The 25,273-nt window shown below is 45.2% G+C and carries 26 protein-coding genes; 12 read left to right on the top strand and 14 right to left on the bottom strand.

Going from position 1 to position 25,273, the window contains the following annotated elements; genetic code table 11:
• Nucleotides 1-46 precede the first annotated feature (46 nt).
• From BM021_RS10540 to BM021_RS10585, 10 genes are all read right to left on the bottom strand, one after another.
• Complete coding sequence (locus BM021_RS10540) at nucleotides 47-994, bottom strand: HpcH/HpaI aldolase/citrate lyase family protein (protein WP_090720993.1); 948 nt, start codon at nucleotides 992-994, stop codon at nucleotides 47-49.
• A gap of 255 nt (nucleotides 995-1,249) precedes the next feature.
• Nucleotides 1,250-2,227, bottom strand: a complete 978-nt coding sequence (locus tag BM021_RS10545) for an ADP-ribosylglycohydrolase family protein (protein ID WP_090720994.1) — start codon at nucleotides 2,225-2,227, stop codon at nucleotides 1,250-1,252.
• Between the two features lie 21 nt (nucleotides 2,228-2,248).
• Nucleotides 2,249-2,431 (bottom strand): Trm112 family protein, encoded by a 183-nt coding sequence (locus tag BM021_RS10550; RefSeq protein ID WP_090720995.1) that lies wholly within the window; start codon nucleotides 2,429-2,431, stop codon nucleotides 2,249-2,251.
• Between the two features lie 46 nt (nucleotides 2,432-2,477).
• Complete coding sequence (locus BM021_RS10555) at nucleotides 2,478-3,314, bottom strand: ParB/RepB/Spo0J family partition protein (RefSeq protein WP_090720996.1); 837 nt, start codon at nucleotides 3,312-3,314, stop codon at nucleotides 2,478-2,480.
• A complete protein-coding gene (locus BM021_RS10560; protein WP_177186361.1) occupies nucleotides 3,311-4,090 on the bottom strand; it encodes a ParA family protein in 780 nt (259 codons plus the stop codon). Before BM021_RS10560 ends, BM021_RS10555 begins: the two co-directional genes overlap by 4 nt.
• 49 nt (nucleotides 4,091-4,139) lie before the next feature.
• Nucleotides 4,140-4,790, bottom strand: a complete 651-nt coding sequence (gene rsmG, locus BM021_RS10565; RefSeq protein WP_090720998.1) for a 16S rRNA (guanine(527)-N(7))-methyltransferase RsmG — start codon at nucleotides 4,788-4,790, stop codon at nucleotides 4,140-4,142.
• A complete protein-coding gene (gene mnmG, locus BM021_RS10570) occupies nucleotides 4,787-6,685 on the bottom strand; it encodes a tRNA uridine-5-carboxymethylaminomethyl(34) synthesis enzyme MnmG (RefSeq protein WP_090720999.1) in 1,899 nt (632 codons plus the stop codon). Before mnmG ends, rsmG begins: the two co-directional genes overlap by 4 nt.
• A gap of 308 nt (nucleotides 6,686-6,993) precedes the next feature.
• Nucleotides 6,994-7,293, bottom strand: a complete 300-nt coding sequence (locus tag BM021_RS10575; RefSeq protein ID WP_090721000.1) for a sll1863 family stress response protein — start codon at nucleotides 7,291-7,293, stop codon at nucleotides 6,994-6,996.
• 71 nt (nucleotides 7,294-7,364) lie between these two features.
• Nucleotides 7,365-10,565 carry a DUF748 domain-containing protein gene (locus tag BM021_RS10580; RefSeq protein WP_090721001.1) on the bottom strand — a complete coding sequence of 1,067 codons (3,201 nt, stop codon included), beginning with the start codon at nucleotides 10,563-10,565 and terminating at the stop codon, nucleotides 7,365-7,367.
• Nucleotides 10,566-10,735: 170 nt separating this feature from the next.
• Nucleotides 10,736-11,197, bottom strand: a complete 462-nt coding sequence (locus BM021_RS10585) for an FKBP-type peptidyl-prolyl cis-trans isomerase (protein ID WP_090721002.1) — start codon at nucleotides 11,195-11,197, stop codon at nucleotides 10,736-10,738.
• Nucleotides 11,198-11,385: 188 nt separating this feature from the next.
• On the opposite strand from BM021_RS10585, the gene BM021_RS10590 reads away from it, so the two are divergent.
• From BM021_RS10590 to BM021_RS10615, 6 genes are all read left to right on the top strand, one after another.
• Nucleotides 11,386-11,850, top strand: a complete 465-nt coding sequence (locus BM021_RS10590) for a YbaN family protein (RefSeq protein WP_090721003.1) — start codon at nucleotides 11,386-11,388, stop codon at nucleotides 11,848-11,850.
• Nucleotides 11,851-12,120: 270 nt separating this feature from the next.
• Nucleotides 12,121-13,641, top strand: coding sequence for a methyl-accepting chemotaxis protein (locus BM021_RS10595; RefSeq protein ID WP_090721004.1), 1,521 nt, complete (start codon nucleotides 12,121-12,123; stop codon nucleotides 13,639-13,641).
• 266 nt (nucleotides 13,642-13,907) lie between these two features.
• Nucleotides 13,908-14,273, top strand: a complete 366-nt coding sequence (locus BM021_RS10600; RefSeq protein ID WP_090721005.1) for a DUF3135 domain-containing protein — start codon at nucleotides 13,908-13,910, stop codon at nucleotides 14,271-14,273.
• Between the two features lie 53 nt (nucleotides 14,274-14,326).
• Nucleotides 14,327-15,100 (top strand): polyamine aminopropyltransferase, encoded by a 774-nt coding sequence (locus BM021_RS10605; RefSeq protein ID WP_090721006.1) that lies wholly within the window; start codon nucleotides 14,327-14,329, stop codon nucleotides 15,098-15,100.
• 126 nt (nucleotides 15,101-15,226) lie between these two features.
• The gene (locus BM021_RS10610) at nucleotides 15,227-15,415 is read left to right on the top strand and encodes a DUF3460 family protein (protein ID WP_090721007.1); all 189 of its coding nucleotides are present in this window, start codon (nucleotides 15,227-15,229) and stop codon (nucleotides 15,413-15,415) included.
• Nucleotides 15,416-15,545: 130 nt separating this feature from the next.
• Entirely contained in the window at nucleotides 15,546-16,028 is a 483-nt protein-coding gene (locus tag BM021_RS10615) for a hypothetical protein (RefSeq protein WP_090721008.1), read from the top strand.
• 203 nt (nucleotides 16,029-16,231) lie between these two features.
• On the opposite strand, the gene BM021_RS10620 is transcribed toward BM021_RS10615, so the two are convergent.
• Nucleotides 16,232-17,068, bottom strand: coding sequence for an SDR family oxidoreductase (locus BM021_RS10620; RefSeq protein ID WP_090721009.1), 837 nt, complete (start codon nucleotides 17,066-17,068; stop codon nucleotides 16,232-16,234).
• 289 nt (nucleotides 17,069-17,357) lie between these two features.
• Nucleotides 17,358-18,209, bottom strand: a complete 852-nt coding sequence (locus tag BM021_RS10625) for an alpha/beta hydrolase (RefSeq protein ID WP_177186360.1) — start codon at nucleotides 18,207-18,209, stop codon at nucleotides 17,358-17,360.
• A 247-nt stretch (nucleotides 18,210-18,456) separates the two neighbouring features.
• Here BM021_RS10625 and BM021_RS10630 point away from each other — a divergent pair, with 247 nt between their 5' ends.
• Both BM021_RS10630 and BM021_RS10635 read left to right on the top strand, forming a co-directional pair.
• Nucleotides 18,457-18,822 (top strand): DUF6164 family protein, encoded by a 366-nt coding sequence (locus BM021_RS10630; protein WP_090721011.1) that lies wholly within the window; start codon nucleotides 18,457-18,459, stop codon nucleotides 18,820-18,822.
• A 101-nt stretch (nucleotides 18,823-18,923) separates the two neighbouring features.
• On the top strand, nucleotides 18,924-19,445 hold the full coding sequence (locus tag BM021_RS10635; protein WP_090721012.1) for a cytochrome P460 family protein: 522 nt from the start codon (nucleotides 18,924-18,926) through the stop codon (nucleotides 19,443-19,445).
• Between the two features lie 64 nt (nucleotides 19,446-19,509).
• On the opposite strand, the gene BM021_RS10640 is transcribed toward BM021_RS10635, so the two are convergent.
• A complete protein-coding gene (locus BM021_RS10640) occupies nucleotides 19,510-20,553 on the bottom strand; it encodes a hypothetical protein (RefSeq protein WP_090721013.1) in 1,044 nt (347 codons plus the stop codon).
• A 184-nt stretch (nucleotides 20,554-20,737) separates the two neighbouring features.
• On the opposite strand from BM021_RS10640, the gene BM021_RS10645 reads away from it, so the two are divergent.
• Nucleotides 20,738-21,661 carry a histone deacetylase family protein gene (locus tag BM021_RS10645; RefSeq protein ID WP_090721014.1) on the top strand — a complete coding sequence of 308 codons (924 nt, stop codon included), beginning with the start codon at nucleotides 20,738-20,740 and terminating at the stop codon, nucleotides 21,659-21,661.
• On the opposite strand, the gene yjgA is transcribed toward BM021_RS10645, so the two are convergent.
• Nucleotides 21,662-22,174 (bottom strand): ribosome biogenesis factor YjgA, encoded by a 513-nt coding sequence (gene yjgA, locus BM021_RS10650; protein WP_090721015.1) that lies wholly within the window; start codon nucleotides 22,172-22,174, stop codon nucleotides 21,662-21,664. It abuts the gene before it with no gap.
• 122 nt (nucleotides 22,175-22,296) lie between these two features.
• Here yjgA and pmbA point away from each other — a divergent pair, with 122 nt between their 5' ends.
• The 3 genes from pmbA to BM021_RS10665 are packed head-to-tail and all read left to right on the top strand — an operon-like array spanning nucleotide 22,297 to nucleotide 25,116.
• Entirely contained in the window at nucleotides 22,297-23,655 is a 1,359-nt protein-coding gene (pmbA, locus tag BM021_RS10655; protein ID WP_090721016.1) for a metalloprotease PmbA, read from the top strand.
• Nucleotides 23,656-23,713: 58 nt separating this feature from the next.
• A complete protein-coding gene (locus tag BM021_RS10660; RefSeq protein ID WP_090721017.1) occupies nucleotides 23,714-24,271 on the top strand; it encodes a TRAP transporter small permease subunit in 558 nt (185 codons plus the stop codon).
• Nucleotides 24,272-24,282: 11 nt separating this feature from the next.
• The gene (locus BM021_RS10665; RefSeq protein ID WP_256207877.1) at nucleotides 24,283-25,116 is read left to right on the top strand and encodes a TRAP transporter large permease subunit; all 834 of its coding nucleotides are present in this window, start codon (nucleotides 24,283-24,285) and stop codon (nucleotides 25,114-25,116) included.
• Nucleotides 25,117-25,273 lie beyond the last annotated feature (157 nt).

Here is a 25,273-nt window from a genome sequence, read left to right on the forward strand (position 1 = left end):
ACCACCATAAAGAGAAAGGCCGCTCGCTGCGGCCTTATACGTTGGGCTAGTTTTTTGCTGCTATAGTCTCTGCTATTTTCACTACGTTGTTGGCCATTCTCTCAGAGGCTGCATCGATTAAGCGGCCATCCAGCGCGGCGGCGCCTTTACCTTGAGCTGCAGCTTCTTTAAGTGCAGCCAGAATGCGTTTGGCTTTTTCAATCTCGCGCGCAGGGGGCGTAAATACATCATTTGCCAATTCTATCTGTGTCGGATGGATGGCCCATTTCCCTTCACAACCCAGAGCTGCTGCGCGTTTAGCCGCCAGCACGTACCCGTCCGGATCTTTAATGTCGCCAAAAGGACCATCAATCGGACGTAAGCCATAGGCGCGGCAAGCTACGATCATACGGCTGATGGCAAAATGCCACTGATCACCAGGATAATCCGGATTCAATCCCCCAATATTGGTGGTTCTGGCACGATTACTGGCGGCATAATCGGCTACGCCAAAATGCAATGCTTCAAGCCGCCCTGCTGCGCCATTGCGCGCAATATCTTCCACATTGGCCATGCCTAGTGCGGTTTCGATCAGTGCTTCTAGGCCGATGCGGTTTTTCAAACCTTGCTGTTTCTCGAGTTGAGTTACCATGGCTTCGACCATGTAAATATCGGCATAGACACCGGCTTTGGGAATTAATAATGTATCGATCTTATGGCCAGCCTGTTCCACCAGATCAACGACATCACGCACCATGTATTGCGTATCCAGACCGTTGATACGGACTGAAACGGTAATGCCATGTCCTTTCCAGTCCAGGTCGTTGAGGGCCTGGATGACATTTTTTCGTGCTTGGATCTTGTCATCTGGAGCTACCGCATCTTCCAGATCGAGAAAAACGAAATCTACGCCGCTATTCAATGCCTTTTCAAACATTCCCGGGCTCGAACCTGGAACTGCCAATTCGCAGCGTTGGACCCGCTGAATAGTGGTTTCATATAGCGTGTGACTCATTTTTCCTCCAGAATTAATAAATAGGTAAGGTATAGTAATTAATAAGACCAATAGTGAGCATGCCGGACGAGCCGCTTGTTTGCTCGCATCATTCCAATGATCTGCATCCCAAAGCAGGCATGAAAATTAAGATATTCTTTGTATTCGTGATCTTGCAACGCAGACAATCTTGACGAGGTAAATGGTTAGAAAGATTTTTATTTCTTGTTTTAAGACTAATTATTCAGTGGATTATACCATTTTGCGGGATTTTATCTACTGACGCTTAAGCGTTGCACAAGCGTCCGCAGCGATGATCAGCTTGCGATAGCGGACAATCCATTCAAGCGGGATTGATGATATCTGTTCAGCCTGTTGTGTGGTGTAAGCGGCCACGATGGCGCCGAGCATAATGGCTCGACCGCAGCTGTCACCGCCGATACGGATATTTTCCTCGATTGCGGTGCGGTAATCAGGTGCATGCTGGGCGATATGCGCAATAATCGGCACACCTTCCAGGACATGGCAGGCGATGCCAAAGCGTTTGGCTACTGCTGCGCTGTCAAGCATGCGTGTTTGTAAAGCTTCTTCAACCAGCGATGTCAGTTTCTCCCCAGCGTGTGGCAGTGCACCGGTCAATGCCTGTGCGATGGAGTTTCCATTCAGTACCTCAAATAAAGCACAGCCCGCATAGTGCGCTGCAGCAACGGCTGTGTCATTGTGATTCGTCAGACGCACGACCTGCTCTATTTTGGCTTTCAGCGCTTCTTGTGTTCCTGTATGCGCGGCTACTAGGGGTGGCAGCATTGCCAGTGCTGGAAACTGATCATCATCGGCGCCCGAGTTTTTCGGAAATTCTTCTGGTTTGAGCGGTAATAATGTTTGCAGGGTCTGGCGTGTGGGTGAATCGACATAACCGATATATGTGCCACCCGGGCCAAAATGATTGCAGTATTCTGCTTGGTATTGAATGCGGTCAAATTCACCGTGCTGCGCTAAATGGCGCAACATCAGCAGACATGTCTCACCATACCCTGATGAATCACCTGCTGCTTTATTGCCATGCGCAAAGTACCCCTTGGTCTCTACATAATTATTCTCATCGGGTTGCAGAAAAGCCAGCCCTTTGGTTTTTTCAATCTGTACAATACGCTCTGGATCATACAACCAATGCAGGCCCAACGCAGCGGAATCTGCAATCAATGCGCCTAGAATCGCTGCGATATGGGGTTCCAGTCGGATACTTGAATTCATCGTATTTTAAAAAACGTGGTTCTATTTGATTTCAACTTCATCCGGTATTCTGCGTGCTTCATCAGCAAGCATGACGGGAATGCCATCTTTGATCGCAAAAGCAAGTCGATCCGGCTTACAAATCAATTCCTTATCTTCTTTTTTGTAAATCAGCGGCCCCTTGCAAAGCGGGCATACCAGAATGTCCAGCAATCTTGCATCCATAATTTTCCTTCTTCAATCTAACTTGACGTTGATGTGTTGTTCTATTTTATAGCTTACTGAGAATATCATCCAACTGATCCAGACTGGTATAGTAGATCACAATATTGCCCTGGCCGTTTTTCTTCGGTTTAATGGCCACTTGCGCACCAAGGCGCTCGGAAACATCTTCCTGTAAGCGCAGCAGATCTCGATCGGGTTTGTTGATTTTTCTGGCTACCGGATGTTCAATCTGGTTGACGAGTTTTTCCGTTTCGCGTACCGACAACTGCTTTTGTACAATCAGATTGGCCATTTTGATTTGCTGTGCTGGTGCCAGCGACAGTATGGCACGGCCATGTCCCATTTCAATTTTACCCTGCATCATCAATTCCTGTACCGGTGCAGACAAATTGAGCAGACGCAACAGGTTGGAGATGGTGCTGCGCGAATTGCCCAGCGCTTCGCCCGCCGTCTGGTGAGTCATACCGAACTCATTGATCAGGCGCTGGATACCCATGGCTTGTTCCAGCGGATTCAGATTCTCCCGCTGGATATTTTCAATCAGCGACATGGCGAGCGCTGACTCATCGGCGACTTCACGAATCAGCGCGGGCACTTCGGCAAGCCCTGCCAATTGCGCTGCACGCCATCTGCGTTCACCGGCAATGATCTCGTATTGATCCGTATTGACCGGACGCACCAGAATCGGCTGCATGACCCCCTGTGCTTTGATCGATTCCGACAGTTCCGTCAGCGCTATTGGGTCCATATTGGTTCTGGGCTGATACTTGCCGGGCTGCAATTTGGATATTTCGAGGTTCTGCAATAGTTCTTCAGCAATAGCGGCGCCATCACCTGACAAGAGGGCATCCAGTCCTCTGCCTAATCCTTTTTGTCTTATCATTTCATCGATTCCTTGAGTTTGCCATGCAGTATTTCTTTGGCAAGTTCTAGATACGCCTGCGCACCTTTCGATTGAGCATCATGATACAGAACCGGTAAGCCAAAGCCGGGGGCTTCCGCCAGGCGTACATTGCGTGGAATCACGGTGCGGTAGACTTTATCGCCAAAGTGTTTCTGCAATTGTTCTGAAACCTGTTGCGCCAGGATATTGCGCGGATCAAACATGGTGCGCAGCAAGCCTTCAATGCGCAGCTTGGGGTTAAAATTGCTGCGCACTTTCTTAATGGTATTGACCAGATCGCTTAAACCCTCTAGCGCATAATATTCGCACTGCATCGGTATCATTACTGCCTGTGCTGCGCATAAGCCATTGAGTGTCAATAAATTTAAAGCGGGTGGACAGTCAATCAGAACATAATCATAGTCGTGTTCAATCGCTTCGAGCGCTGACTTCAGGCGCATTTCCCGTTGCGAAAAATCTACCATTTCCACTTCAGCACCGGCCAGATCCCGGTTAGCGGGTATCAAGTCATATTTGCCCTGTGTGTCGGTAATCCGCGTCGTTTGCATCGGTACATCGCCGAGTAAAACATGGTAAACAGTGTTTTTGATGGTTTGCTTGTTAGTGCCGCTGCCCATCGTCGCGTTGGCTTGCGGATCAAGATCGACCAATAGTACCCGCCTTCCTGATACAGCCAGGCTCGCAGCCAGGTTCACACTGGTGGTGGTTTTGCCAACACCGCCTTTTTGATTGGCGATGGCTAGAATTTTAGTCACGATATGAGTTCCTGTATTCATTGAGCTGAATCAAAGCTGTGTTGCATTTTTATTCTGCGACATTGTTTTTGATGATAATCAGTTGCCTGGCTGCATCAAGCCCCGGCACAGCCAGTAATATTATTTTTTCAATAGCAAAGGGATCATGTACCTGTTTTAGCTCAGCCTCTGAACAATCTGCTTTCATCGCGACCCAGCGGCAGCCAACATTATTTTCCGCAGCCAACCGCCGGGTTAAATGAATAAAATCTCCCAATTCGGAGAATGCCCGTGTGATGATGGTGCTTACCCGATTATCCGGTTGCATATCCTCCACGCGCTTTGCCATCACAGTAGCATTCTGCAATCCTAGTTCGATCTTAACCTGTTGCAGGAAGGATGCTTTTTTTTGATTGCTTTCAATTAGCAAGACTTGCCAGTCTGGTCTTGCCAATGCAATGGGGATGCCCGGCAATCCTGCGCCACTGCCCACATCAATAATTTTCGGACCACTGATATGAGGCAGTACCGCCAGGCTGTCCATTATGTGCTGATAGAGCATGTCATGCGGACTCCGGATGGCGGTTAAATTATGTATTCTGTTCCATTTTTCGATTAGCAATAAATAGCGCGCAATCAATTCAGGGAGCGAATTTTCCTGCGCTGCAAAATCATAATCCAGCACCTGCAAGCTCTGAGTAATTTGTTGTAACAGGCTCATGCGCGCTGTTTTTTGTCAGCCGTACCCAATCCGCGTTTTATGTGCACTAATAATAGCGAGATAGCGGCAGGCGTCACGCCGGAAATCCTTGAGGCTTGGCCGATGGTTTCCGGCTTATGCTGATTCAGTTTTTGTTGCACCTCGTTCGACAGGCCTTTGACCACACGATAATCGATATCCTTGGGCAGCAAGGTATTTTCATACTGCGACTGGCGGGATACTTCTTCCTGCTGGCGTTGGATGTAGCCGTGATACTTGGCCTGTATTTCAACTTGTTCAGCCACTTGTGCACTGACTGCCGGTGTGCCTGCACCTGGTAATGTCATCAGTGCAGCATAGGTGACATCAGGCCGCCGCAACAGTTCGGTTAGCGTATATTCGCGTTCGATGCCTTTACCCAGAACGCGCATTGCATCATCCTCCGGTAATATGCCGGGTAACAGTCGCACCGAATTGAGCCTCTGCTGCTCTTTCTCAATCGCTTCCCGCTTGGCGATGAAAGCAGCCCAGCGCTGATCATCGATCAATCCCAGTTTTCTGCCTATCTCTGTCAAGCGCAGATCGGCGTTATCTTCGCGCAGTTGTAACCGATACTCCGCGCGACTGGTAAACATCCGGTAAGGCTCTGTTACCCCGGAAGTCACCAGATCATCGATCAGAACACCTAAATAAGCTTCATTGCGCTGTGGCTGCCACGCATCCTTGCCTTGGATTTTCAGCGCGGCATTGATGCCGGCGAGCAAACCCTGTGCGGCGGCCTCTTCGTACCCTGTTGTACCGTTGATTTGCCCGGCAAAAAACAGGTTTTCGATAGTTTTAGTTTCCAGTGAGCGTTTCAGGTTGCGCGGATCAAAATAATCGTATTCAATCGCATAGCCGGGTCGCGTGATATGCGCATTTTCAAGACCGGCGATGGAATGAATCAGTTTGACCTGTACGTCAAACGGCAGGCTGGTCGATATGCCGTTGGGATATATTTCGTGCGTGCCTAGCCCTTCCGGTTCAAGAAAAATCTGATGCGATTCCCGCGCAGAAAAACGCACCACCTTGTCTTCGATGGAAGGGCAATAGCGCGGTCCAATACCTTCAATTTTACCGGTATACAACGGTGAATCCACCAGACCATTGCGGATGATTTGATGCGTCACATTATTGGTATGGGTGATCCAGCAGGATACTTGCGGCGGATGCTGAATATTTTCACCCATGAATGAGAACACCAGCGTGGGTTGATCGCCCGGTTGCTCCATCAGTTTTGTGTAATCCATGCTGCGGCCGTCGATACGCGGCGGTGTACCAGTTTTTAACCGCCCTGCTGGAAATTCCATTTCGCGCAATCTTTGCGCCAGTGTTAATGAAGGTGGATCGCCAGCCCGGCCCGCTTTGAAATTGGTTCTACCGATATGCGCCAACCCCGCCAGGAAGGTGCCGACGGTCAATATGACTGCACGTGCATAGACTTTGATGCTGAGCTGGGTGACAACGCCAACTACGCGATCTTGTTCGATAATCAGATCATCGACAGCTTGTTGCATTACCCGCAGATTCGGCTGATTCTCAATGCGTTTACGTATGGCCTGCCGGTAAAGCACCCGGTCCGCTTGCGCCCGCGTGGCTCTGACAGCAGGTCCTTTGCTCGAATTGAGAATGCGAAATTGAATGCCAGCCTCATCGGTAGCTGTTCCCATCGCACCGCCTAAGGCATCGATTTCTTTGACCAAATGTCCTTTTCCAATGCCGCCGATGGACGGATTGCACGACATCTGCCCAATTGTTTCGATATTGTGCGTCAGCAACAGCGTTTTATGCCCTATGCGTGCAGCCGCCAGCGCTGCCTCAGTACCTGCATGCCCGCCGCCAACAACGATAATCTCGAATTCTGTATGATTGCTCATAGTATTATGCCTGCGATATGCCTTTGAATAACCAATAACTTATAACTGTAAAGAGAAGGATTCTTATCAAAGATGTTTCACGTGAAACCTTTTTGCAGCATGTGCTGAAAAAAGAAAATGTGATTTCCAAGTTGCAATTATAGGAGGTGCGGAATTATGAGTGCAAGTTTACATTGTGGGTTTTATTGATTGATTATCTTTCAAGGGAAATCAAGGCTAGCCTAACCTCTCCATTTGCTAAAGAGTTGTGTGGAGAGGAAGGTCAGCACTAGAATATTTGATTCTATAAACCAATGAGTTTTTTGTAATTAATTTTTGTCTTGCTCTGAAAAATGCTTTTTTGCTTTTTCGAACGTTTGTTGCATGGATTTCATTGACTTGCTAAGCCCGGACTGAATCTCTTCCCAGGCATTTTCTGAGCTATTTTCAAATTGTTCCCATTTTTTCTTTGCTTTGTTTAACTCCTGTTCGAGCTCCTCGAGATGTGGTTGAATCTTTTCCTGTGCCTCTTTCGCCCCCAAGTGCATCTGCAACTTGACTTCATCGACTATCGATTGCAGATTAGCCAGTTCGGCGTGTATTCGTTCTTTTACTGTTTTTTCATTCATCTCATCTCCTTTTTTCAAGTTAGTAATTTGGCTTAACCTTTATCTATTACAGATTAGGCTAAGATGATTGCTTACTTTAGCAAAAACTCTACCCGACTTCCCTTCTTCTGCTCACCTTCTTCCGATTCCTCAATGCCCACAATAAAAATACGCTCATCGGAAATCTGGCCGTTTTCGACCAGCCAATTGCGGGCGGCGATGGCGCGGCGTTCTGCTAATGCTGCCAGGTCATTGCCGTTAATTTGAATATTCGCCAGAATAAGTTGTTCCATTTCAGCATCGGGTAAACTTTTGGTCAGGCCAATCATATTCTTGGGTTTTTCGAATTTCTCTTTTTTATAGGCCATTTCAAGATACTTACTATATTCTTCCGGCGTTAATACAATATCCGCGAGAGCACCGCTGGCAATACCTTTTTGAGTTTGCTCGGCGAGTTTCTGTGTTTTCACTTTATCGTGCAAGGTAGCTAGCTTGAGTCCTTCATAATCCATAGGATCGAAGTGGCCGGAAATTTCCAAGTTGAGTGTCGGACGATCGATTAAGATTTGTGCTAAAGCTTGCAGGCGCTGCGCTGCGTATCCATCAATATCTGCAAATCCGGGAGTAAAAATAATCTCGGAAAGTTCTTCACCGCCATCGAACGCTGAGCCTAGCAGTGCGAAAGGTGAGGTGATCGCTTTGGTGATCAGATTGACAAATGCTCTGAAAATGATACTTCCTAGGCTAAATTCAGGATCGTCAATTGAACCCTTGACCGGTAGACGGATATTGATTTCACCATTGCGATTCTTAAGTAATTTAATCGCCAGATCAAGTGGGAGAGACACGGCGCTTTCGCTATGTACTTTATCACCCAAGGTGAATTGATCCAGAAAAATTTTGTTATTAGCGGTTAAAACCCCTTGCTCAATCCGGTAATTGACATCCGCTGACAGCTTGCCTTTTTCAATTTCATAGCCGACATATTTTCCCGAGTAAGGACTGAAGGGCGGCAGGTCAATATTTTTAGCTTGTGCAACGAGATCGAGAGAGAGCTCGGAACTAAATGGATTAATCGTTCCGCGAATTTCTAAGGGCGCTGTTTTAGCAACCTTACCATGAATATCGATCTTGCCTGGTTTACCGGGATGGAGTGGTCCAATTTGCCCTGCAAGCCCTGCTAAATTGGCGCGATAATTCGGCTTAATGAATTGATCACTGAAATTAATATTACCTTGCTGTAAGATAATCTTATCGATATAAGCAGGCGTATTCTTTTTGGGCTTAACTCGCTGAGTACCCGAAGAGGTTGCATCGGCAGCGGCTAGTAAGGATCCTGCCGGCGTATCCTGCCGCACGATATGCTTAAGATTAAGGCTACCATCTGGCAGAATTATCATGCGCGCAAAAAAATCGTTCAGGCTTATTGTTTTAATGTCAACGCGTAGCGGATCATTGACAAAGTTCAGGTTGCTGATATCAAGCTTTTTCCAGCGCAGCAGATCTTGTGCGGTTGCTGCGTCAAACACATTGAAATTTGCGAGCCTCCCATCACCGTTCACCAGAATTTTCAGCGGTTCGCTACTAACTTTAACCCTACCATCAAAAGAAATATCGCCGCTGGTTAGCAATACAGTCAGTTTATCACCGCCCCAACCTTGCAAAGATACCAGATCAACCGTATCAAGGTTTAAGGTTAAATCGATTGCCAGCGGTGCCCATGCCAGCGAGCCATCGGCTTTAATCTTGCCATGCTGATTCACTTGCGCTTGTAACGCCAGATTTAATGGTTTGATACCCTTTAGATCGATATCATCCAGTGTTAAATCGAATGAATCTAAAACCATCGGTGTAACTTTTGTCAGTGTTAGGTCTTCATAGCGCAGTGTAGCTGCTTTGAGTTCGATGCGTTTGATTGGCGTGGTCCAGGCGACATCCGTAGCGGGTGATTGCTGCTTGTTCGTGCGAACAGGTTCGTGCGAAGGCGTTTCCTTTTCAGCTATTTTAATGTCAGCGATAGAATGGGTTGGTTTTTTAGCTGGAACCGGAATGTTTGCAGTCTGAACTCGTGGTTGAGTTTGCGCCTGAGCCTGAGTCCGAGGTTCGGATTGATTCGTAGGATTGAACAGCCGGGTTAAATCAATAATCCCGCCGGCATCTCTACGCAAGGTAGTATTCAAGCGATCCAGTGTTATTTCCCCCAGCACGACCTGATGTGCTGTGGTATCGACCGCGATTTGATCGATAGTCAGCTGGGCAAGTGATAAGGCGGGCTCCTTTTCCCCTTCCCGCGTCAATGCGACTTGATCCATATCCAGCTTGATTTGCGATGGCTTATTCCCGGTCAAATCGACTTGCGTCAGTGCGACCGCTAGTTGTTTCATATTGGCTCGATACGGTGTTTCTACTGCATTGTTTTTTATTGCTAATTGGCTCAGTATCGTATTGCCGGTTAACGTAATATCGGGTGCTTTGTCAGGTGCTTGGATAAACGTAAGCAGCAGATCGCCATCGTAAAAACCCGATAGGAGGCGAATACCCTTGGGTAAGGGGGCATACTGATCGAACTGGGTTAAATCAAATTTGCTGAGTTTAAAAGCCAGAGTGGCTTCCTGATGTTCACCAAATGGACGTAGCTTGCCATCAAGTGCAAAAGTTGATCCGTTCATTTTGGCACTGAAGTGTGGTTCTATCCACTCGGTGAGTGCGCTATCGAAATTGGCAAGGATGGGAATACCCAGATTGATGTCAGTGATTTGATGATTTGCTTTCATGTATTGATCATCAAATTCAAAATGGCCGCCTCGAACCGTAATATTGCTGATGGAGAATTGCATGCCGCGATCTGAATCTTCTTCGTCCGGCAGCTGGCTGAATTGCTCCAGTAGATCAGAAACATTCAGCTCGTTTTCCGTTTCTCGAATCAAGCGCAGCTTAGGATCTGTCAGGGTAATTGCAGTGATGACGGGCACTCGCCGTTTCAGTGATTCAATACTGGCATCGATATGCAATCTGTTAAAGGAAAACAGCGTTTTACTTTGTTCACGTGCATCAACTTTGTCACCGATATGAAAACCATGCACAATTAGCTCAAGTGTATGTGGTTTGAATTCAAGGGATGCTACGCTGACAGGACGCTGCAGAATTTTTGACAGGCGTATTTCAAGCTGGGATTTTGCGTAACCGGGTAACCAAAAGTAGCTAAGTGCTGTTATCAGGACAATGAGAATAGCTATCACGCCAAGGCTGATACTCAGCCGCTTATATTGATTCAAACGTTGCTGTACAGTCATGGTAGTGTCCTCTCAATGTCTACAGCAGGTTAGCAAATAGTCAAAGCATCTTAGTAAGATAAGTCAATAATCGATTTCAAACAGCTAGATTGAGCTACTCAGAAGCTGCATAACAGCAAGCTCCTTAATAGCTCATTAAAATTTTAAAAATTACAGTAGATAAAACTGTTTTAATAGTGTGAGCTCGCTTTGAGGCTGATCAATTCAACATCAAAAATCAAAGTTGCGTTCGGCGGAATGACATTGCCCGCACCGCGTGCGCCATAGGCCATAGAGGATGGAATAATGAGCGTGCGTTGTCCGCCTACTTTCATTCCAAGGACACCTTGATCCCAGCCTTTAATGACACGCCCAGCGCCTAGCATGAATGAGAAATATTCTTTACGATCATATGAGCTATCAAATTTTTTGCCTTTTTTATCCGGTGCATTTTCGTCATACAGCCAGCCGGTATAATGGACGTTCACGGTTTTTCCTATTTCAGCTTCTTCGCCAGTACCAACGACGGTATCAATTTTCTGAAACTGAGGACCATCAGTCGCTGCGAGCTCTTTGTAAGCGAATGCCATCTGAGTGGTGATGAGAAATGCTAATAGGATACTTAAATTAAATAGATTCTTTATATTAGACATAATTTCCTCAAAAAAGATTAAATTTGGTTAATTCTAAACAATCAACTCTGGGGTATTATAACCGCTTGCAGCAATTCGTCATCAGGAATGGTATTCGAGCTGATATGCGTATTGTTAGGTTGATTAGGAACATTCGAGTGTTTATAATAAATTGTATTCAATAGTTATTTATCTTACTCATCAAAATAATGCAATCGTCTGAGCAACTTGAGGTGCGTCAGAATAAACAGCAGGTGCTCGATCAACAAGCAGCCGATCTTTTACGCTTGCATGAATCACCTTTTGTGCGTGCCCTGTATCTGGGAGTCGGTTTTCTGGCATTGTTTCTGGGTGCACTGGGCGCGTTTTTGCCGATATTACCCACGACACCTTTTATACTCTTGGCAGCCGCCTGTTTTGCACGCGGCTCAGAACGCTTCCATCGCAAGCTGTTGGCGAATCGAATAGCCGGTCCAATCATTCTTGAATGGCGCATTCATCGCAGTATCCCCCGTCCCGTCAAACGGTGGGTCTATCTGTTGATGGCATTGTCATTCGGCAGTTCTATCCTGATTGTGCCCGAGCTATGGCAAAAGCTGATGCTGGTTGTGATTGGTAGTATCCTGGTTTTCTTTATCTGGCGTGTTCCGGTGCGAGACACTTTGAATAGATAAATATTTGTCACTTAACAATAAAGAGCCAGACATAAACTGCCCTCTTGAAAATTTTCCTGGAACTGAATTTCTCATTCAATGAGAGCTCTGCATAGTCTTCCAATACAAGCTCATCTGGCCTCATTTTTTCATTTAAGATAAGTGTAATATTGTATAAGTTATTGTTTTTAAAATATTGTTGCCTTGCTTATCTCGAATAAGCCACTCAAGTATTTTAAGATAATGTCGTAGAGACCTTGCATTTCTTAACAAATATATAGTGAGTGAGCAATGAGAATAAATGAGCCGGTTACTCAAAGAGATATGGGTATGGATAACGATTGTGAAATTATTTCAACAACCAACTTGAAGGGGCTTCTGATATCAGCCAATGAAGATTTTATTAAAATGAGTGGCTTTACTTGGGAGGAACTCGAGAATAAAAGTCACAATATTATCCGTCATCCTGATGTGCCACCTGAAGCCTATGCAATGCTATGGAGCGCACTGAAAGCGGGCAACCCTTGGATGGGGATAGTAAAAAACCGCAATAAAAACGGTGATCACTATTGGGTCGATGCTTTCGCCAGTCCTCAGTATGAAGACGGTAAAATTACTGGCTATCAGTCAGTTCGGGTAAAGCCAAAAAAAGCCTGGGTTAATCGAGCTGAGGCGCTATATGCCCAAATTATGTCGAAGAAAACAGCAGATGATAAGCGACGTTCTAAAATTGATGAGGTTAAATTAACACGATTTCCTATCAGTTTGACTGCAAAAATGGCACTAACCATTATCGGTATTTTTGCGCTCACTTTCGTCATTCTGGCACTGGCTGGGCAAATTTCGCTGTTCTTTGCATTGGCTAGTTTTATAGCAGGCAGCATTCTGAGCTCTGCCGCTATATACCATATATTAAGTGGACTTCGTAACTTGGTCGCAAAGTCGAAAAAAATTGCCAATGATCCATTAGCTCGGTTTATTTATACCGGCAGAACTGATGAATTGGGCCAATTGGAATATGTCCAGATATTTCAAAATGCAAAACTTCGCACCGCCATTGGTCGTGTTAGAGAATCATCAATAGCGCTGGAACAAGTTGCTGCTGAGATTGCAGCCAGTAGCGTGGATCTTTCAAGTCGTACGGAAAATCAGGCTTCTAGCCTTGAAGAAACAGCTTCCAGCATGGAAGAAATTACCTCTGCAGTGCAGCAAAATGCGGAAAATGTAAAACAAGCCAATCAGCTTGTGCAAGATACTCGCAAGCTGGCTGAGAAAAGCGGGTCGGTCGTTTCCACTACTATGCGCGCTATGAATGAAATCAATGAAAGTAGTAAAAGAATTGCGGATATTATTAACGTTATCGATGAGATTGCTTTTCAAACCAACCTGCTGGCGCTTAATGCCGCTGTAGAAGCTGCACGAGCTGGTGAGCAAGGCCGAGGTTTTGCAGTGGTTGCCAATGAAGTGCGCAGCCTGGCTGGTCGTAGTGCAGAGTCTGCCAAGCAAATCAAGGATCTTATTAGTGACAGCGTTTACAAAGTGGAAAGCGGTACACAACTGGTGAATCAATCTGCTGAATCATTAAAAATGATCAAAGAAAGTGTCAAGAAGATTGCTAGTATCGTGTCTGAAATTTCTCAATCTTCTCAGGAGCAGGCTAATGGAATTAATCAGGTTAATCAAGCGATTGTTCAAATAGATGAATCCACTCAGCAAAATGGACAATTGGTAGAAAGCCTGGCATCGAATACTCACACCATGAATCAAAAAGTCAGAATGCTATCTACCCTGGTTACAGCTGAAATTAAATAAATTCATACGCTTCGGTCGGGATTAGGCAGCCTAATCCCGATATCTCAATAAGTGATCTAAAACATTCTTGGTTGTTAGTTTCATGCAGCATGGATTTTATATTTCTAACCTGCATCAGCTCTGAGGCTTTCAAATTTAGGTGCCGGAAGCAGATTGAGCCAGTAGAAGATGTAGTTATTTTTATTTTCGATCTTACCGACGAAGCTGATTGCAAGTTCGTTTGTCATCCACAATAATTTTTGACAATAAAGTACTAAGATATTTAGATGGATGAAGAAAAGAAGATACCTGACTTTGACTTTGATGTATGGTCCAAACTGGCTCATCAGGATTCAGAAAAATTTGAGGTCATGCGACAGCAGTTAATAAACGATCTGATAGAACAGGCACCTCCACATCTCAAACAGCGCATGATAGGTTTACAGTGGCAAGTGGACCAGATTCGCAGGCAGGCAAGTAGCCCAATGGCTGCTTGTTTACAGGTCTCGCAAAGAATGTGGCACAGCGTACTGGGAGAGAAGGGATTGCTGAATACCTTGCGGGAACCTAAAACAATACTGAGCGCTTTAAAAAAAGAGGCTACCGGAAAAATTCTTTCCTTTGATAAACATAAATCCAGTAAGCAAGCATAGTTTGGATTTTCTTTAAACGGCTCATATTCTTCTTTTTATCTTACTATTGACGTATGATCAGATTTGCTAAAAAATCCCCTCGTGAAATTGATGTTGCAATCAGCGAGCAAAATGGCGTGCGATCCCTGCATTTGGGCGGTTCTGAAATACAAAGCGCCATGAGAATAAATGCGCCGAATGAATTGGAATTGCTCTATACACAATACATGATGGGATTTTTGTTGTTCCAACCAGCACCTTCCCATATTCTGATGATTGGCCTGGGTGGCGGGTCATTGGCAAAATTTGTTTATCATCAGATACCTCAGACTAAAACCACCGTCGTTGAAATTAATCAGCAGGTGATCAGCGCAGCCTTTAATCACTTTGCCCTACCCGAAGCAGATGAGCGCCTGCAGATCATTCTTGCTGATGGTGAACAGTATCTGCGTGATTATTCCCCCACTATAGATATTTTGATGGTAGACGGTTTCCATGATGATTGCCAGAGTGCTTCTCTGTGCAGTCAGGAATTTTATAATCAAGCCTACCAGGTGCTAAATAAAAATGGCATGCTTGTCGTTAATCTGCTGAGTCAGAATAAAAACCTCAATACCTATTTGCAGCGGATTAAAGACAGCTTCCAAGGCCGTGTTGTTACGATATTATCCGGAGCATGCGGTAATCTAATTGTTTTTGCATTTAAGCATAGCCTTGGGAGATTATCTTGGAAAATACTGAAAGCCAGAGCTAAAAAGCTTGAGGAAATGTATGACCTGCCTTTCTCGGATTGCGTATCCAGGTTGCGAGAATCCACCTATAGTCATCATAATTACATTGAAATTTAATGGGTTAATTTATAAAATAAAAAATCTTAAATTGTCAAAATGGCGCTTTTCTCGCGCAAGGTCTGTATAGAAAATAACGCCTATGCTAAAGTTTAAGCTTTTAAATTCTGAAGAACGGATTGAACGATGGATGATAACTACGAATCTGATCATACAAAATTTATGCGTGAATTCCTGGAGAAGAATCCGCAATTGCAACAAAAGCGATTGGAAGCGCGGAGTATCTGGTGGGACAAGAAACTCGACAAAGCAGAACAGAAGCGTTTTAAAGAATCTGCCGAGCCAATGAAACCTTATGTTTATTTTGGTGGATAGCTTTGATAAAACTAAGCTAAGCGGTTAGATTCGGTTCCCAGCACAATTCATTTGCCAAAGGTAGTAACGATCAACCGATCAATTCGAGTTGAATACTGCTACTTTCTAATGCTTCGAGGAAGATCATGCTGTGAAGGCAGGGTTTGTATTTCTAATAGTAGTTTTCTTATCGACTTGTGTGAATTTCATTGACTCAAAAGAAAAAAACCAGCTTTATGAGGAAAAGCTTGCGGGGGAGCATTCCTTACTGGCAGGCTGCGTGGTTGATAAACTGCGATCCGACGGCCGATGGCCGATGCGTATTCTACAATTCAGAAATCGTAAGTACTTAGATGTTGACGCATCAGAAATCCATGCATTTGATACCAGATACCTGCGCAACATATACCCTGCCTATTCGCCTTTAAATCCCGATGCTGTTCTTATTTATACAGAACCGACTGTGGAAACCCTGCCCTACGCCGATAGGACCATGGGGAATGCATCCGTTTATGCGTTTGCCTTAATGTTAAAGAAAATTGATGAGGTAACAGTTAATGCAACGCTGAGAGGCGATGAATATGTTGGTACCATGGCCTGGAAAATTTTGCAATCCTGCGCAAATGCTGGTTAAGTCTTGATCGGCTGATCATTTTAGCGCTGTAAAATTTAAGATAGGTTTCTGTTCTGTTAGGGAAGCGCTGATTAATTCGGCGAACGTGATGAAGCCCGAGGCACACGGAACGCAGCAACCGAGACATATCAATCAGATAGACGAGGAAGTGAGTACCGCGCAACGAAGCGATTCGCCCGTGCAGTCAATTAATCAGCGTTTCCTTAGTTATTGTTCCCTGATCTGGCCAGTAGGATATCCAATGCGCGGGTACTCAAAACGCGTTTGAGTACGCCAAACAGATGGGTTGGGAACGTCACATAGTAACGCGGTTGAGGTTTGGCTGCTTCCAGTGCATGGATTACTCGCTCAAGTACAGCTTCGGGTGGTAACGTGAAGGGAACGGCTGGACCTGGCTTGTTTAAGCGATTCAAAACTCCTTGGTATTTTTCACGGTGATAACTATTATCGACGTCGATATATTTGGCCAGTGCCTTGACCGCATTCATGCGGAACTGACTGGTAATCGGACCCGGTTCAATCAAACTGACATAAATATTGCTGCCTCGCAACTCCAGTCTCAGGGTATCGCTTAGACCTTCAATAGCATATTTTGAAGCATTGTAAGCGCCGCGGAAAGGTAATGAAACAAAGCCCAATACCGAGCTGTTCTGGATAATTCTTCCATAACCTTGGCGGCGCATCACCGGTATCGCGAGATTGGTTAATTCCTGCCAACCAAAAACATTGGTTTCAAATTGCGCACGTAAGGCATCACGGTTTAGATCTTCCACGGCGCCTGGCAAGCCATATGCACCATTGTTAAACAACGCATATAACTCGCCATTCGTTCGGCGCATGACTTCTTCAAAAGCGAAATTGATAGAGTTTGAATCAGTTAAGTTCAAACGGAAGCTCTCTAAACCCTCGGCCAGTAGCATTTCAACGCTTTCTCGCCTTCTGGCTGTTGCAAACACACGATAGCCTCGTCCATGTAGTGCTTTGGCAACGCAGTAACCGATTCCGCTTGAGCATCCTGTGATCAATATGGTTTTTTTCATTGCTCAAATAACCTGTGAGTATTCAATTCGGGAATTCATTTCCGGATGCCTCTAAATTAGAGTTTTAATCGGATCTTTAAATAAAAATGCTGAATAAATATATCGTTGCCAACATTTGATAGGTTTGATACATTCGAAAGTGTTCTAACGAAAGTTGCTTATTTATCGTAGAGCATCTTCTTAGTTTAATGATTAAAAAATCAGGTGCTTCAAACCGCCAGTGAATTATAGAACGTTAATCTGGGCTTGAAGTGAAAACAATTTTTTATGGAAGAATATCATGATACGCCTACGGTTGATCTAAGTGCTCTAGAAAAGATAAAAATTTATCCCGATATCCTCGATCATTCTGCAAAAACACATCAGTATGAGCACCATCAGGAATTCTCCATAGGGTTTTCGGCTCGGCCAATTTTTCAAAGATTTTTTCACCCAACTCGGGTTCGACAATGGCATCTTTCAGCCCATGGATAACAAGAACAGGAACAGGTGAAAGGGATTTCAAATCTTCTGGAGCCCAACGATCACTCAATAAAACATAACTCAGCGGCTGTATCAGCCAGGTTAACCAGCTATGAGCTAGCTTTGTTCTGGCGATGCGTTGGAAAGAATCAAAAGTACTATCTGCTACCACGAGCTTTAGGTTAATTTCAGATTTTTTATCAATCGCAGTTCGTAAGGCGACGATACCACCCATACTTTGACCATAAATGATCAGAGGATCATTCAGAGATTTGTTTTTTATAACCCAATCCATTGCCGCGTGGCCAGACTCTAAGCAACTTTTAGGTGTGGGTTCTCCTTCAGACAAACCATAGCCCGGATAATCGAAAATAAATAAGTTATAGCTTCCGGCAGTGATCCAAGCCAGGTGCAAGTAGTGGGAAGTCAGGTTTTCAGCATTGCCATGGAAAAAAATGATGGTTGCCTTTGCTGGAGATTTCTTGGCGGGAAACCACCAACCGTGGAGTTTTCGTTGAGCAGCGTCAGTAAAATAAACATCCTCAGGATGATATCCCATCACTTTGGGGTCATAATACAGATGTTCTTTGTTGGGATAATAAAATAAACTTGCACAGCTGCAGAGTAATATTGGGCCAGAAATAATTAAAAGAAATCGTGCAAATGATGTTGTCATCATAGTGAGAATGAAAGAAAAATCTATTCTCCTGAATACCATGAACAATACGTGAAATTCTCGCATCTAACAAAAGAAAGCTAAGCAAAAACGGTCGCTACGACGTATCGTGGTATGCAGTAAGGCGAGACGCAGGTCTGGTTAGCGGAGTTTCCTGCTGTTGACATTAAACTGAATACGATAAAAATATCAATTAATGCTATAAATTTATCCATTGAACCATCGAAAATAACGCAAGAAAAGTCCATATATGTCAAAAATTTTATTCCGACTTAACGGCGTCTCGGATGAGGAAGCCCATGATGTGCGCCAATTATTAGCCGATCATGAGATTGATTTCTATGAAACATCGCCAGGTAACTGGGGTGTATCAATGCCGGCCATATGGCTTAAGGATGAACATCAGTTCCAGAAGGCACGTGCATTACTGGACGCCTATCAGAATGAACGAGTGATTAGAGTACGGGAAGAATATGTCCGCTTGAAACAGGAAGGAAAAAATACCACTTTCCTAGGCACAATTAAGCAAAATCCGGTCAGTTTTATAGTCCATCTGGTGCTGACGATCCTGGTTCTTTATTTGTCTGCCAGGCTGATTCTGGATCTTGCGCGATAAAAGAACATTAACGATAACCCATCAATATTCGCTGGTTAATACGGTATGATAATAACTCGAGTTCTGTTTTATCCATAAATATTCTAAGGAGGAGAAAAAACATGAAATATGCTTTGAGAACAATCGCCGCAGTATTGATTGCAGCACCACTTTATGCCTATGCCGGTGGAGATCCCGAGCATGTAAAATTTCCTGAAGGTTATGAAAAGACCTTTGCAAAATATGCCACTATGAATCGCGCCAATCAGACACAAGTTGCCAAGCTGTATGCTAATGATGTTGCGATTTCCAGCTATCAGCAAGGTAATAAAAGCGCTCCTGGTTCTGTCGTTATCATGGAAATATACACTCCTAAAAAAGACGCTGAAGGTAAGCCGATTGCTGGTAGTGAAGGCGTCTTTGAGATAGATTCATTGTCAGCGGTTGCAGTAATGGAAAACAGAAATAATTGGGATGCCGCTTTCCCACAAGAAAATCGTACCGGGAACTGGGGATTTGCTGTTTACAATCCAGATGGTACTCCGAAAAGCAACGATCTGAACTGCGTGCAATGCCATACTCCTTTACAAGCACAGGATTATTTGTTTACTTACCAGAAACTGGTTGACTTTGTAAAAAAATAGGAAGTCAAGAAGATCCTTGATCTGACAGTTCTTGTTGTATCCAGCAACCGTCAGATCAATGTATTTATTGCGATTTCAGGTTGCTCATGTCCTGATTCAATTTTGCCTTACATTGTTGTTCCTTGCCATGGATATCCAGTAAACCAGCAGTTCTCATACATTCATTATATTCAAATAAAATATCACTTTTTTTCTGCGAAAGCTCAACCGAAGCTGAAAGTTGCTTGATTTGCTGTGTAACAGTCTGTGCGATGGTAGTGCCGGCTTCATCAATGCTGTCTCTAGCAGCGTCTATTTTTTTCAATGACTGTTGACTTATTTTGTTGGCCTGGCTAGAGAAAGCTTGATTGGCTTTATTGGAATAATTTTTTAATTCATCGACATTCTGTTGTGTGATGACAGCCAGTTTTTCCTGATAATTGTTGAGCTCGCCCTGAACAAAAGCATTGATATTGTCTTTGAAGGTATCCAATGAGTGATCAATCTCCTGCTTAAAGGCCTGCATCTTTGTTTCTACCAGCTGGTTGATATCACTGTCCAGTCGTTTCACAATCGTGTCAGAGATCTTTTCAATAGGTGGACGTGATGCAATGATTTCGGTTTTTGTGTCATTTAAGCTGGATTTGATTTCATCAGCGAGTGATTTTTGCTTGTCGTTAATCTGATTGAGCGAGCTCTTTTCATTTTCAGCAATCAACCATGAAACGAGAATAAGATCTTTTTTCTTTTCCTGATTGAGGCCATGCATCAATTCGTCCAGAATATCGGCAGAGACCTCTTTATTTGCGGCAGCTTTCAGATGAGCTAAATTGGCGGAATTGAGCAGCCCTTGCAAACTATTGTGCACTTCATTGATATTTGCATCCGCTCTGGCTATCGCTGTGGATTGGCGCAGTAATTCATAAGGCAGGTAGACCAGTGCAAGTACCAGACACCCTGCATACGCAGAGAATTTCCATTTTCTATTTTTTATGAAAAAAGACATACAAAACAATATGGTAATTAAAATAACGGAGGGTGCTAGAATCGATACAATGTCCAGCCAGCTTCTTCCTGTAAGGGCATCAAAGAAAATAAAATTTGATATTTTAGCGATATACTCGTTCACAATCCCTCCTCCTCATATGACGAAAAATGCGTTAATTTAAATTCTTTATATGGTTCTGTAGGCTGGTTTCAGAAAATTGATAATTTATCATGGTATAGATGAATCAATATATAAACTTTGTTTGTTGTTTCAAATGAATGCAGGGTATGATCGTTATCGGCAGGAATCATAGGAGTGGAAGTAAATGCAAACAGCCTATATCACTCATCCAGATTGTCTCAAACACGACATGGGCAGCTATCATCCGGAATGTCCGCAGCGATTGGTAGCCATCCAGAATCAACTGCAAGCCATGGGATTGCTATCACAGCTGCAACATTATGATGCGCCGCTGGCAACTACAGAACAGTTGGCGCGCGTGCATACGCCGGATTACATCGAAAGCATTCGGCAAGCTGCCCCTGCTGCCGGATTAGTGATGCTTGATGCGGATACTGCCATGAATCCTTTTACCTGGAATGCGGCATTGCGGGCGGCTGGAGCGGCTGTGCTGGCAACGGATATGGTTCTGAATGAAAAAGTGAATAATGCATTTTGTGCCGTCCGTCCGCCGGGGCATCATGCCGAATCGGACCGCGCCATGGGATTTTGTTTATTTAATAATGTAGCGGTGGGTGTTGCACACGCGATCAAGCAATATCACTTACAGCAAATTGCGATTCTGGATTTTGATGTGCATCATGGTAATGGTAGTGAGGAAATTTTCAGAGATAATCCGCATGTCCTGTTGTGCTCCACTTTTCAGCATCCTTTCTATCCGTATTGCGGTGCAGACAGCGCGAGCGAGCGGATGATCAATGTACCACTGCCGCGTGGTGCTGACGGGAAAGTTTTTCGCAAGGCAGTGACCGATATTTGGCTGCCAGCATTGGATCAATTCAAGCCCGAGATGATTTTTGTATCGGCTGGTTTTGATGCGCACCGGGATGATGAGATGTCACAATTGCAGCTAATCGATGAGGACTATGTTTGGATTACGCAGCAGATTAAAGCCATTGCGAACAAATATGCGCATGGGCGCATCGTTTCCGTGCTGGAAGGTGGTTATGATCTGAATGCGCTGGGGCGTTGTGTTGCTGCACATATCAGAATGCTAAATTCAGATTGATCAGGTTTCAGTAATCGTGGCCTGCAGTGCCTGGAATAATAAGCGAAAGCTTTTTGGCGGCTTGTCAGCCGCTTTTTCCTTCTGGGCATTGCGTATTAATAATCTCAGGTGTTGCAAATCTGCGGTAGGATATTTTTGTGCAAATTCCGTGAGCGCGTGTTCATCGGTCAGCAGGCGTTCACGCCAGCGTTCAAGCTGATGCAGCTTCGCTGTCTGGTGCAGTGACGCTTGGTGCCAGGAATTGAGCTTTTCCTGAATCGGCAGCACATCGATGTTGCGCATGAGTTTGCCGATATATTGCATTTGCCGGCGCCGGGCGCCATGTTTCTGCATGGTGCGAGCCTGTTTGATAGCGTCCATTAAAATCTCCGGCAGATCAAACTCGTTCAGTTTCTTTTGATCCAGTTCCACCAGTTGCTCGCCAATCTCCTGCAATGCGTGCATGTCTTTTTTGCGCTGTGTTTTGCTCGGCGCAATATCTTGTTTGTCATCGTTTTCCGGATTATTTTGCACGGCAGCTTGTGTAATGAAGTGTCAAGAAGCTGCTATCATAACGTTTTACTTAGATAATTTGTTTTTTAACCACCGAAGTTTTTTATCGCAATCCAGCTTAAACTCTTTGTTAATTGCCATTTATGAACAACTTACCCGTTTCTGACTCCCGATTCTCGTATCCATTCAGTACACTGCAGCAAATTGCTCGCGATATTTTGATGCATGCCAAGCAAGGCGGTGCTACTGCTTGTGAAACTAATGTTTCAGATGGTTTTGGCCAAACCGTTACCGTGCGTCATCATGCGGTCGAAACGATTGAATATAATCGTGACAAGGGATTATCGGTAACCGTTTATATTGGACAAAAGCGCGGTAATGCCAGCACCTCTGATTTTTCGCCCCAGGCTATCAGTGATACGGTTGCGGCAGCGTTATCGATTGCCCGTTATACTGCTGACGATGATTGTGCCGGCTTAGCGGATGCGGAGTTATTGGCACGAGATTATCCGCATCTGGATTTGTACTTTCCATGGGAATTATCGGTTGAACAGGCCATAGAGCTGGCAAAGAATTGCGAACAAGCGGCATTTGCAGCCGATAAACGTATCACCAATTCGGAAGGCGCCACTATTTCACTCAGCGAATCCCAGTTTATTTATGCAAATAGTCTGGGTTTCATGGGCGGCTATCCGCTTTCGCGCTACAGCATGAGTTGTGCCATGATCGCTGAACAGGGGAACAACAAACAACGCGACTATTGGTATAGCGTTGCGCGTGATGCCGCTGATCTGGAATCGCCTGAGCAGATTGGGCAAAAAGCGGGTGCACGTAGTGCGGCCCGTTTGGGTGCCAGAAAAATTGCAACGTGTGAAGTGCCGATATTATTTGAGGCGCCTATTGCTTCCGGTCTGATCGGACATTTTGCTTCCGCGGTGAGCGGCGGCAGCCTTTACCGGAAATCTTCCTTTTTGTTGGACAGCCTCGGCCAACAGGTTTTTGCACCAGACATTCAGATTCGTGAATTGCCGCATCTACATAAGGGCTTGGCCAGTAGCGCATTTGACGATGACGGGGTGGCCACGGTCGAGCGCAATGTGATTGAGAATGGCATCGTGCAGGGATATTTTCTGGGGAGTTATTCAGCGCGTAAACTGGGCATGCGCACAACCGGAAACGCCGGCGGTACACACAATCTGATCATGTACACTGCAGCGCCGCTGGATTTTGCCGCACTTTTGAAAAAAATGGATAAAGGTCTGTTGGTGACCGAATTATTGGGGCAAGGTGTCAATGCAGTAACAGGGGATTATTCACGCGGCGCTTCGGGTTATTGGGTGGAGCATGGGGAGATTGCTTATCCAGTAGAGGAAATCACCATTGCCGGCAATCTGAAGGAAATGTTTCAGGGCGTATTGGCCATCGGTAGTGATGTTGTGGTGCACGGATCGAAACAAACTGGATCAGTTTTAATCGATCGTATGACCGTTGCGGGTGACTAACCTCGGAATCATAGTTGATCGAAGTGGAGTATGGTTCTCGGTGCAGGATGTATGCAGGATGAATATGAATGCATTGCGTCAGTTTGAGCGTCTGATTGGAAAATTATCGGGTGCTGCCGGCTGGCTAGCAGGCTGGCTATGCGTGCTGATGATTATCATTGTATTCATTGATGTGGTTGCACGCTATGGTTTTGACTCAGGTTCTATCGCCATGCAGGAAATGGAATGGCATTTGTTTGCTGCGGTATTTTTGCTCGGTGCAGCCTATACCATGCGTGAAGATGCCAATGTCCGGGTGGACATGTTTTACGCAAAAATGTCATTACGCAGAAAAGCCGTGATCGATATTTTTGGTACCGTAGTTTTTGTGCTTCCGATGTGCTCTCTGATTTTATTAAGTGCCTACGATCCTGTCATTTATTCCTATCAAATACAGGAAATATCCAGTGATCCTGGTGGCCTGCCCTACCGCTTCGCTTTTAAGGCACTGCTTCCGCTCGGTTATTTTTTGGTCCTGCTGCAATCGTTAGCGGTTATTTCACGCAATGTACGTATTCTCACCGGGGATAATATCGAACCTATGCAAGGCTCTTCTTTGCATCAGGATAAATTATGATCGCGCTGGCGATGTTCCTGGTGTGTCTGCTGCTGCTGGCACTGGGTTTTCCGGTTGCCTTTACATTTGGCGGTGTGGCGGTGCTCTTCGGTCTTTATGCAGAAGGCCTGCAATTGTTCATGCTGGTGGCTTACCGCATGGAATCGATCATGACCAATGTCACGCTGATGGCAGTACCTCTGTTTATTTTCATGGGACTGATCCTGGAAAAATCCGGTATCGCAGAAAGTATGCTCGAATCCATGGGCTCTTTATTTGGCCAGATACGCGGCGGACTGGCGGTGTCGACGGTGGTGGTAGGCATGTTGCTGGCGGCATCAACCGGTGTGGTGGGGGCCTCGGTTGTCACGATGGGATTGATTGCATTGCCCGTCATGTTGAAATATTACTACGATAAACGGCTAGCCACTGGTGTGATTTGTGCGTCTGGCACTTTGGGACAGATTATCCCGCCTTCCATTATTCTCATCATCATGGGCGATGTATTGCAGCGTCCAGTGGGGGATTTTTATCGCGCTGCACTCCTGCCGGGTTTGTTGCTGGTGATGCTGTATATTATTTATTGCTTGGCCTTTGCGCTGTTGAAACGAGACGCCGCGCCTCCGATGCCGCGCCCAAACACGCCACGCGCATCGCAGTACTGGCAGGCATTCCGAGCAATTGTTCCTGCCTTGACATTGGTGATCGTGGTATTGGGTACAGTGATTGCCGGTATCGCCACGCCGACAGAATCAGCCGCGATGGGCGCCGTGGGTGCGGTGATATTGGCATTGATCAGCGGAAAATTACGTTCTTCCATGTTGCATCAAGTCGCGATGGAAACCACTAATTCCAATTCTATTTAGGAACAGCATTAATAATCCAATCCCATCCGGTAATGCTGCGCATAGTTTCCTGGTTTGATTCAAGGCTTTTTAGCGCGCTCTCCAGATGTATCTCAAGCGCATCCAAATTATCGAAGGCACGGTTATGAAAGAATTTTTCCCGTAATTCATCCCACAC

Origin of the sequence: Nitrosomonas sp. Nm166, from assembly GCF_900112825.1 — a bacterium.
Classification (GTDB): Bacteria; Pseudomonadota; Gammaproteobacteria; order Burkholderiales; family Nitrosomonadaceae; genus Nitrosomonas.

Coding starts and splice junctions, on each gene's coding strand:
- BM021_RS10600 (WP_090721005.1), top strand. CDS start 13,908: ATGGATGAAGAAAAGAAGATACCTGACTTTGACTTTGATGTATGGTCC.
- BM021_RS10620 (WP_090721009.1), bottom strand. CDS start 17,068: ATGAAAAAAACCATATTGATCACAGGATGCTCAAGCGGAATCGGTTAC.
- BM021_RS10635 (WP_090721012.1), top strand. CDS start 18,924: ATGAAATATGCTTTGAGAACAATCGCCGCAGTATTGATTGCAGCACCA.
- BM021_RS10580 (WP_090721001.1), bottom strand. CDS start 10,565: ATGACTGTACAGCAACGTTTGAATCAATATAAGCGGCTGAGTATCAGC.
- BM021_RS10605 (WP_090721006.1), top strand. CDS start 14,327: ATGATCAGATTTGCTAAAAAATCCCCTCGTGAAATTGATGTTGCAATC.
- BM021_RS10585 (WP_090721002.1), bottom strand. CDS start 11,197: ATGTCTAATATAAAGAATCTATTTAATTTAAGTATCCTATTAGCATTT.
- BM021_RS10595 (WP_090721004.1), top strand. CDS start 12,121: ATGAGAATAAATGAGCCGGTTACTCAAAGAGATATGGGTATGGATAAC.
- BM021_RS10590 (WP_090721003.1), top strand. CDS start 11,386: ATGCAATCGTCTGAGCAACTTGAGGTGCGTCAGAATAAACAGCAGGTG.
- BM021_RS10665 (WP_256207877.1), top strand. CDS start 24,283: ATGTTCCTGGTGTGTCTGCTGCTGCTGGCACTGGGTTTTCCGGTTGCC.
- BM021_RS10550 (WP_090720995.1), bottom strand. CDS start 2,431: ATGGATGCAAGATTGCTGGACATTCTGGTATGCCCGCTTTGCAAGGGG.
- BM021_RS10660 (WP_090721017.1), top strand. CDS start 23,714: ATGAATATGAATGCATTGCGTCAGTTTGAGCGTCTGATTGGAAAATTA.
- BM021_RS10630 (WP_090721011.1), top strand. CDS start 18,457: ATGTCAAAAATTTTATTCCGACTTAACGGCGTCTCGGATGAGGAAGCC.
- BM021_RS10540 (WP_090720993.1), bottom strand. CDS start 994: ATGAGTCACACGCTATATGAAACCACTATTCAGCGGGTCCAACGCTGC.
- rsmG (WP_090720998.1), bottom strand. CDS start 4,790: ATGAGCCTGTTACAACAAATTACTCAGAGCTTGCAGGTGCTGGATTAT.
- pmbA (WP_090721016.1), top strand. CDS start 22,297: ATGAACAACTTACCCGTTTCTGACTCCCGATTCTCGTATCCATTCAGT.
- BM021_RS10545 (WP_090720994.1), bottom strand. CDS start 2,227: ATGAATTCAAGTATCCGACTGGAACCCCATATCGCAGCGATTCTAGGC.
- BM021_RS10575 (WP_090721000.1), bottom strand. CDS start 7,293: ATGAATGAAAAAACAGTAAAAGAACGAATACACGCCGAACTGGCTAAT.
- BM021_RS10610 (WP_090721007.1), top strand. CDS start 15,227: ATGGATGATAACTACGAATCTGATCATACAAAATTTATGCGTGAATTC.
- BM021_RS10645 (WP_090721014.1), top strand. CDS start 20,738: ATGCAAACAGCCTATATCACTCATCCAGATTGTCTCAAACACGACATG.
- BM021_RS10555 (WP_090720996.1), bottom strand. CDS start 3,314: ATGATAAGACAAAAAGGATTAGGCAGAGGACTGGATGCCCTCTTGTCA.
- mnmG (WP_090720999.1), bottom strand. CDS start 6,685: ATGAGCAATCATACAGAATTCGAGATTATCGTTGTTGGCGGCGGGCAT.
- BM021_RS10625 (WP_177186360.1), bottom strand. CDS start 18,209: ATGATGACAACATCATTTGCACGATTTCTTTTAATTATTTCTGGCCCA.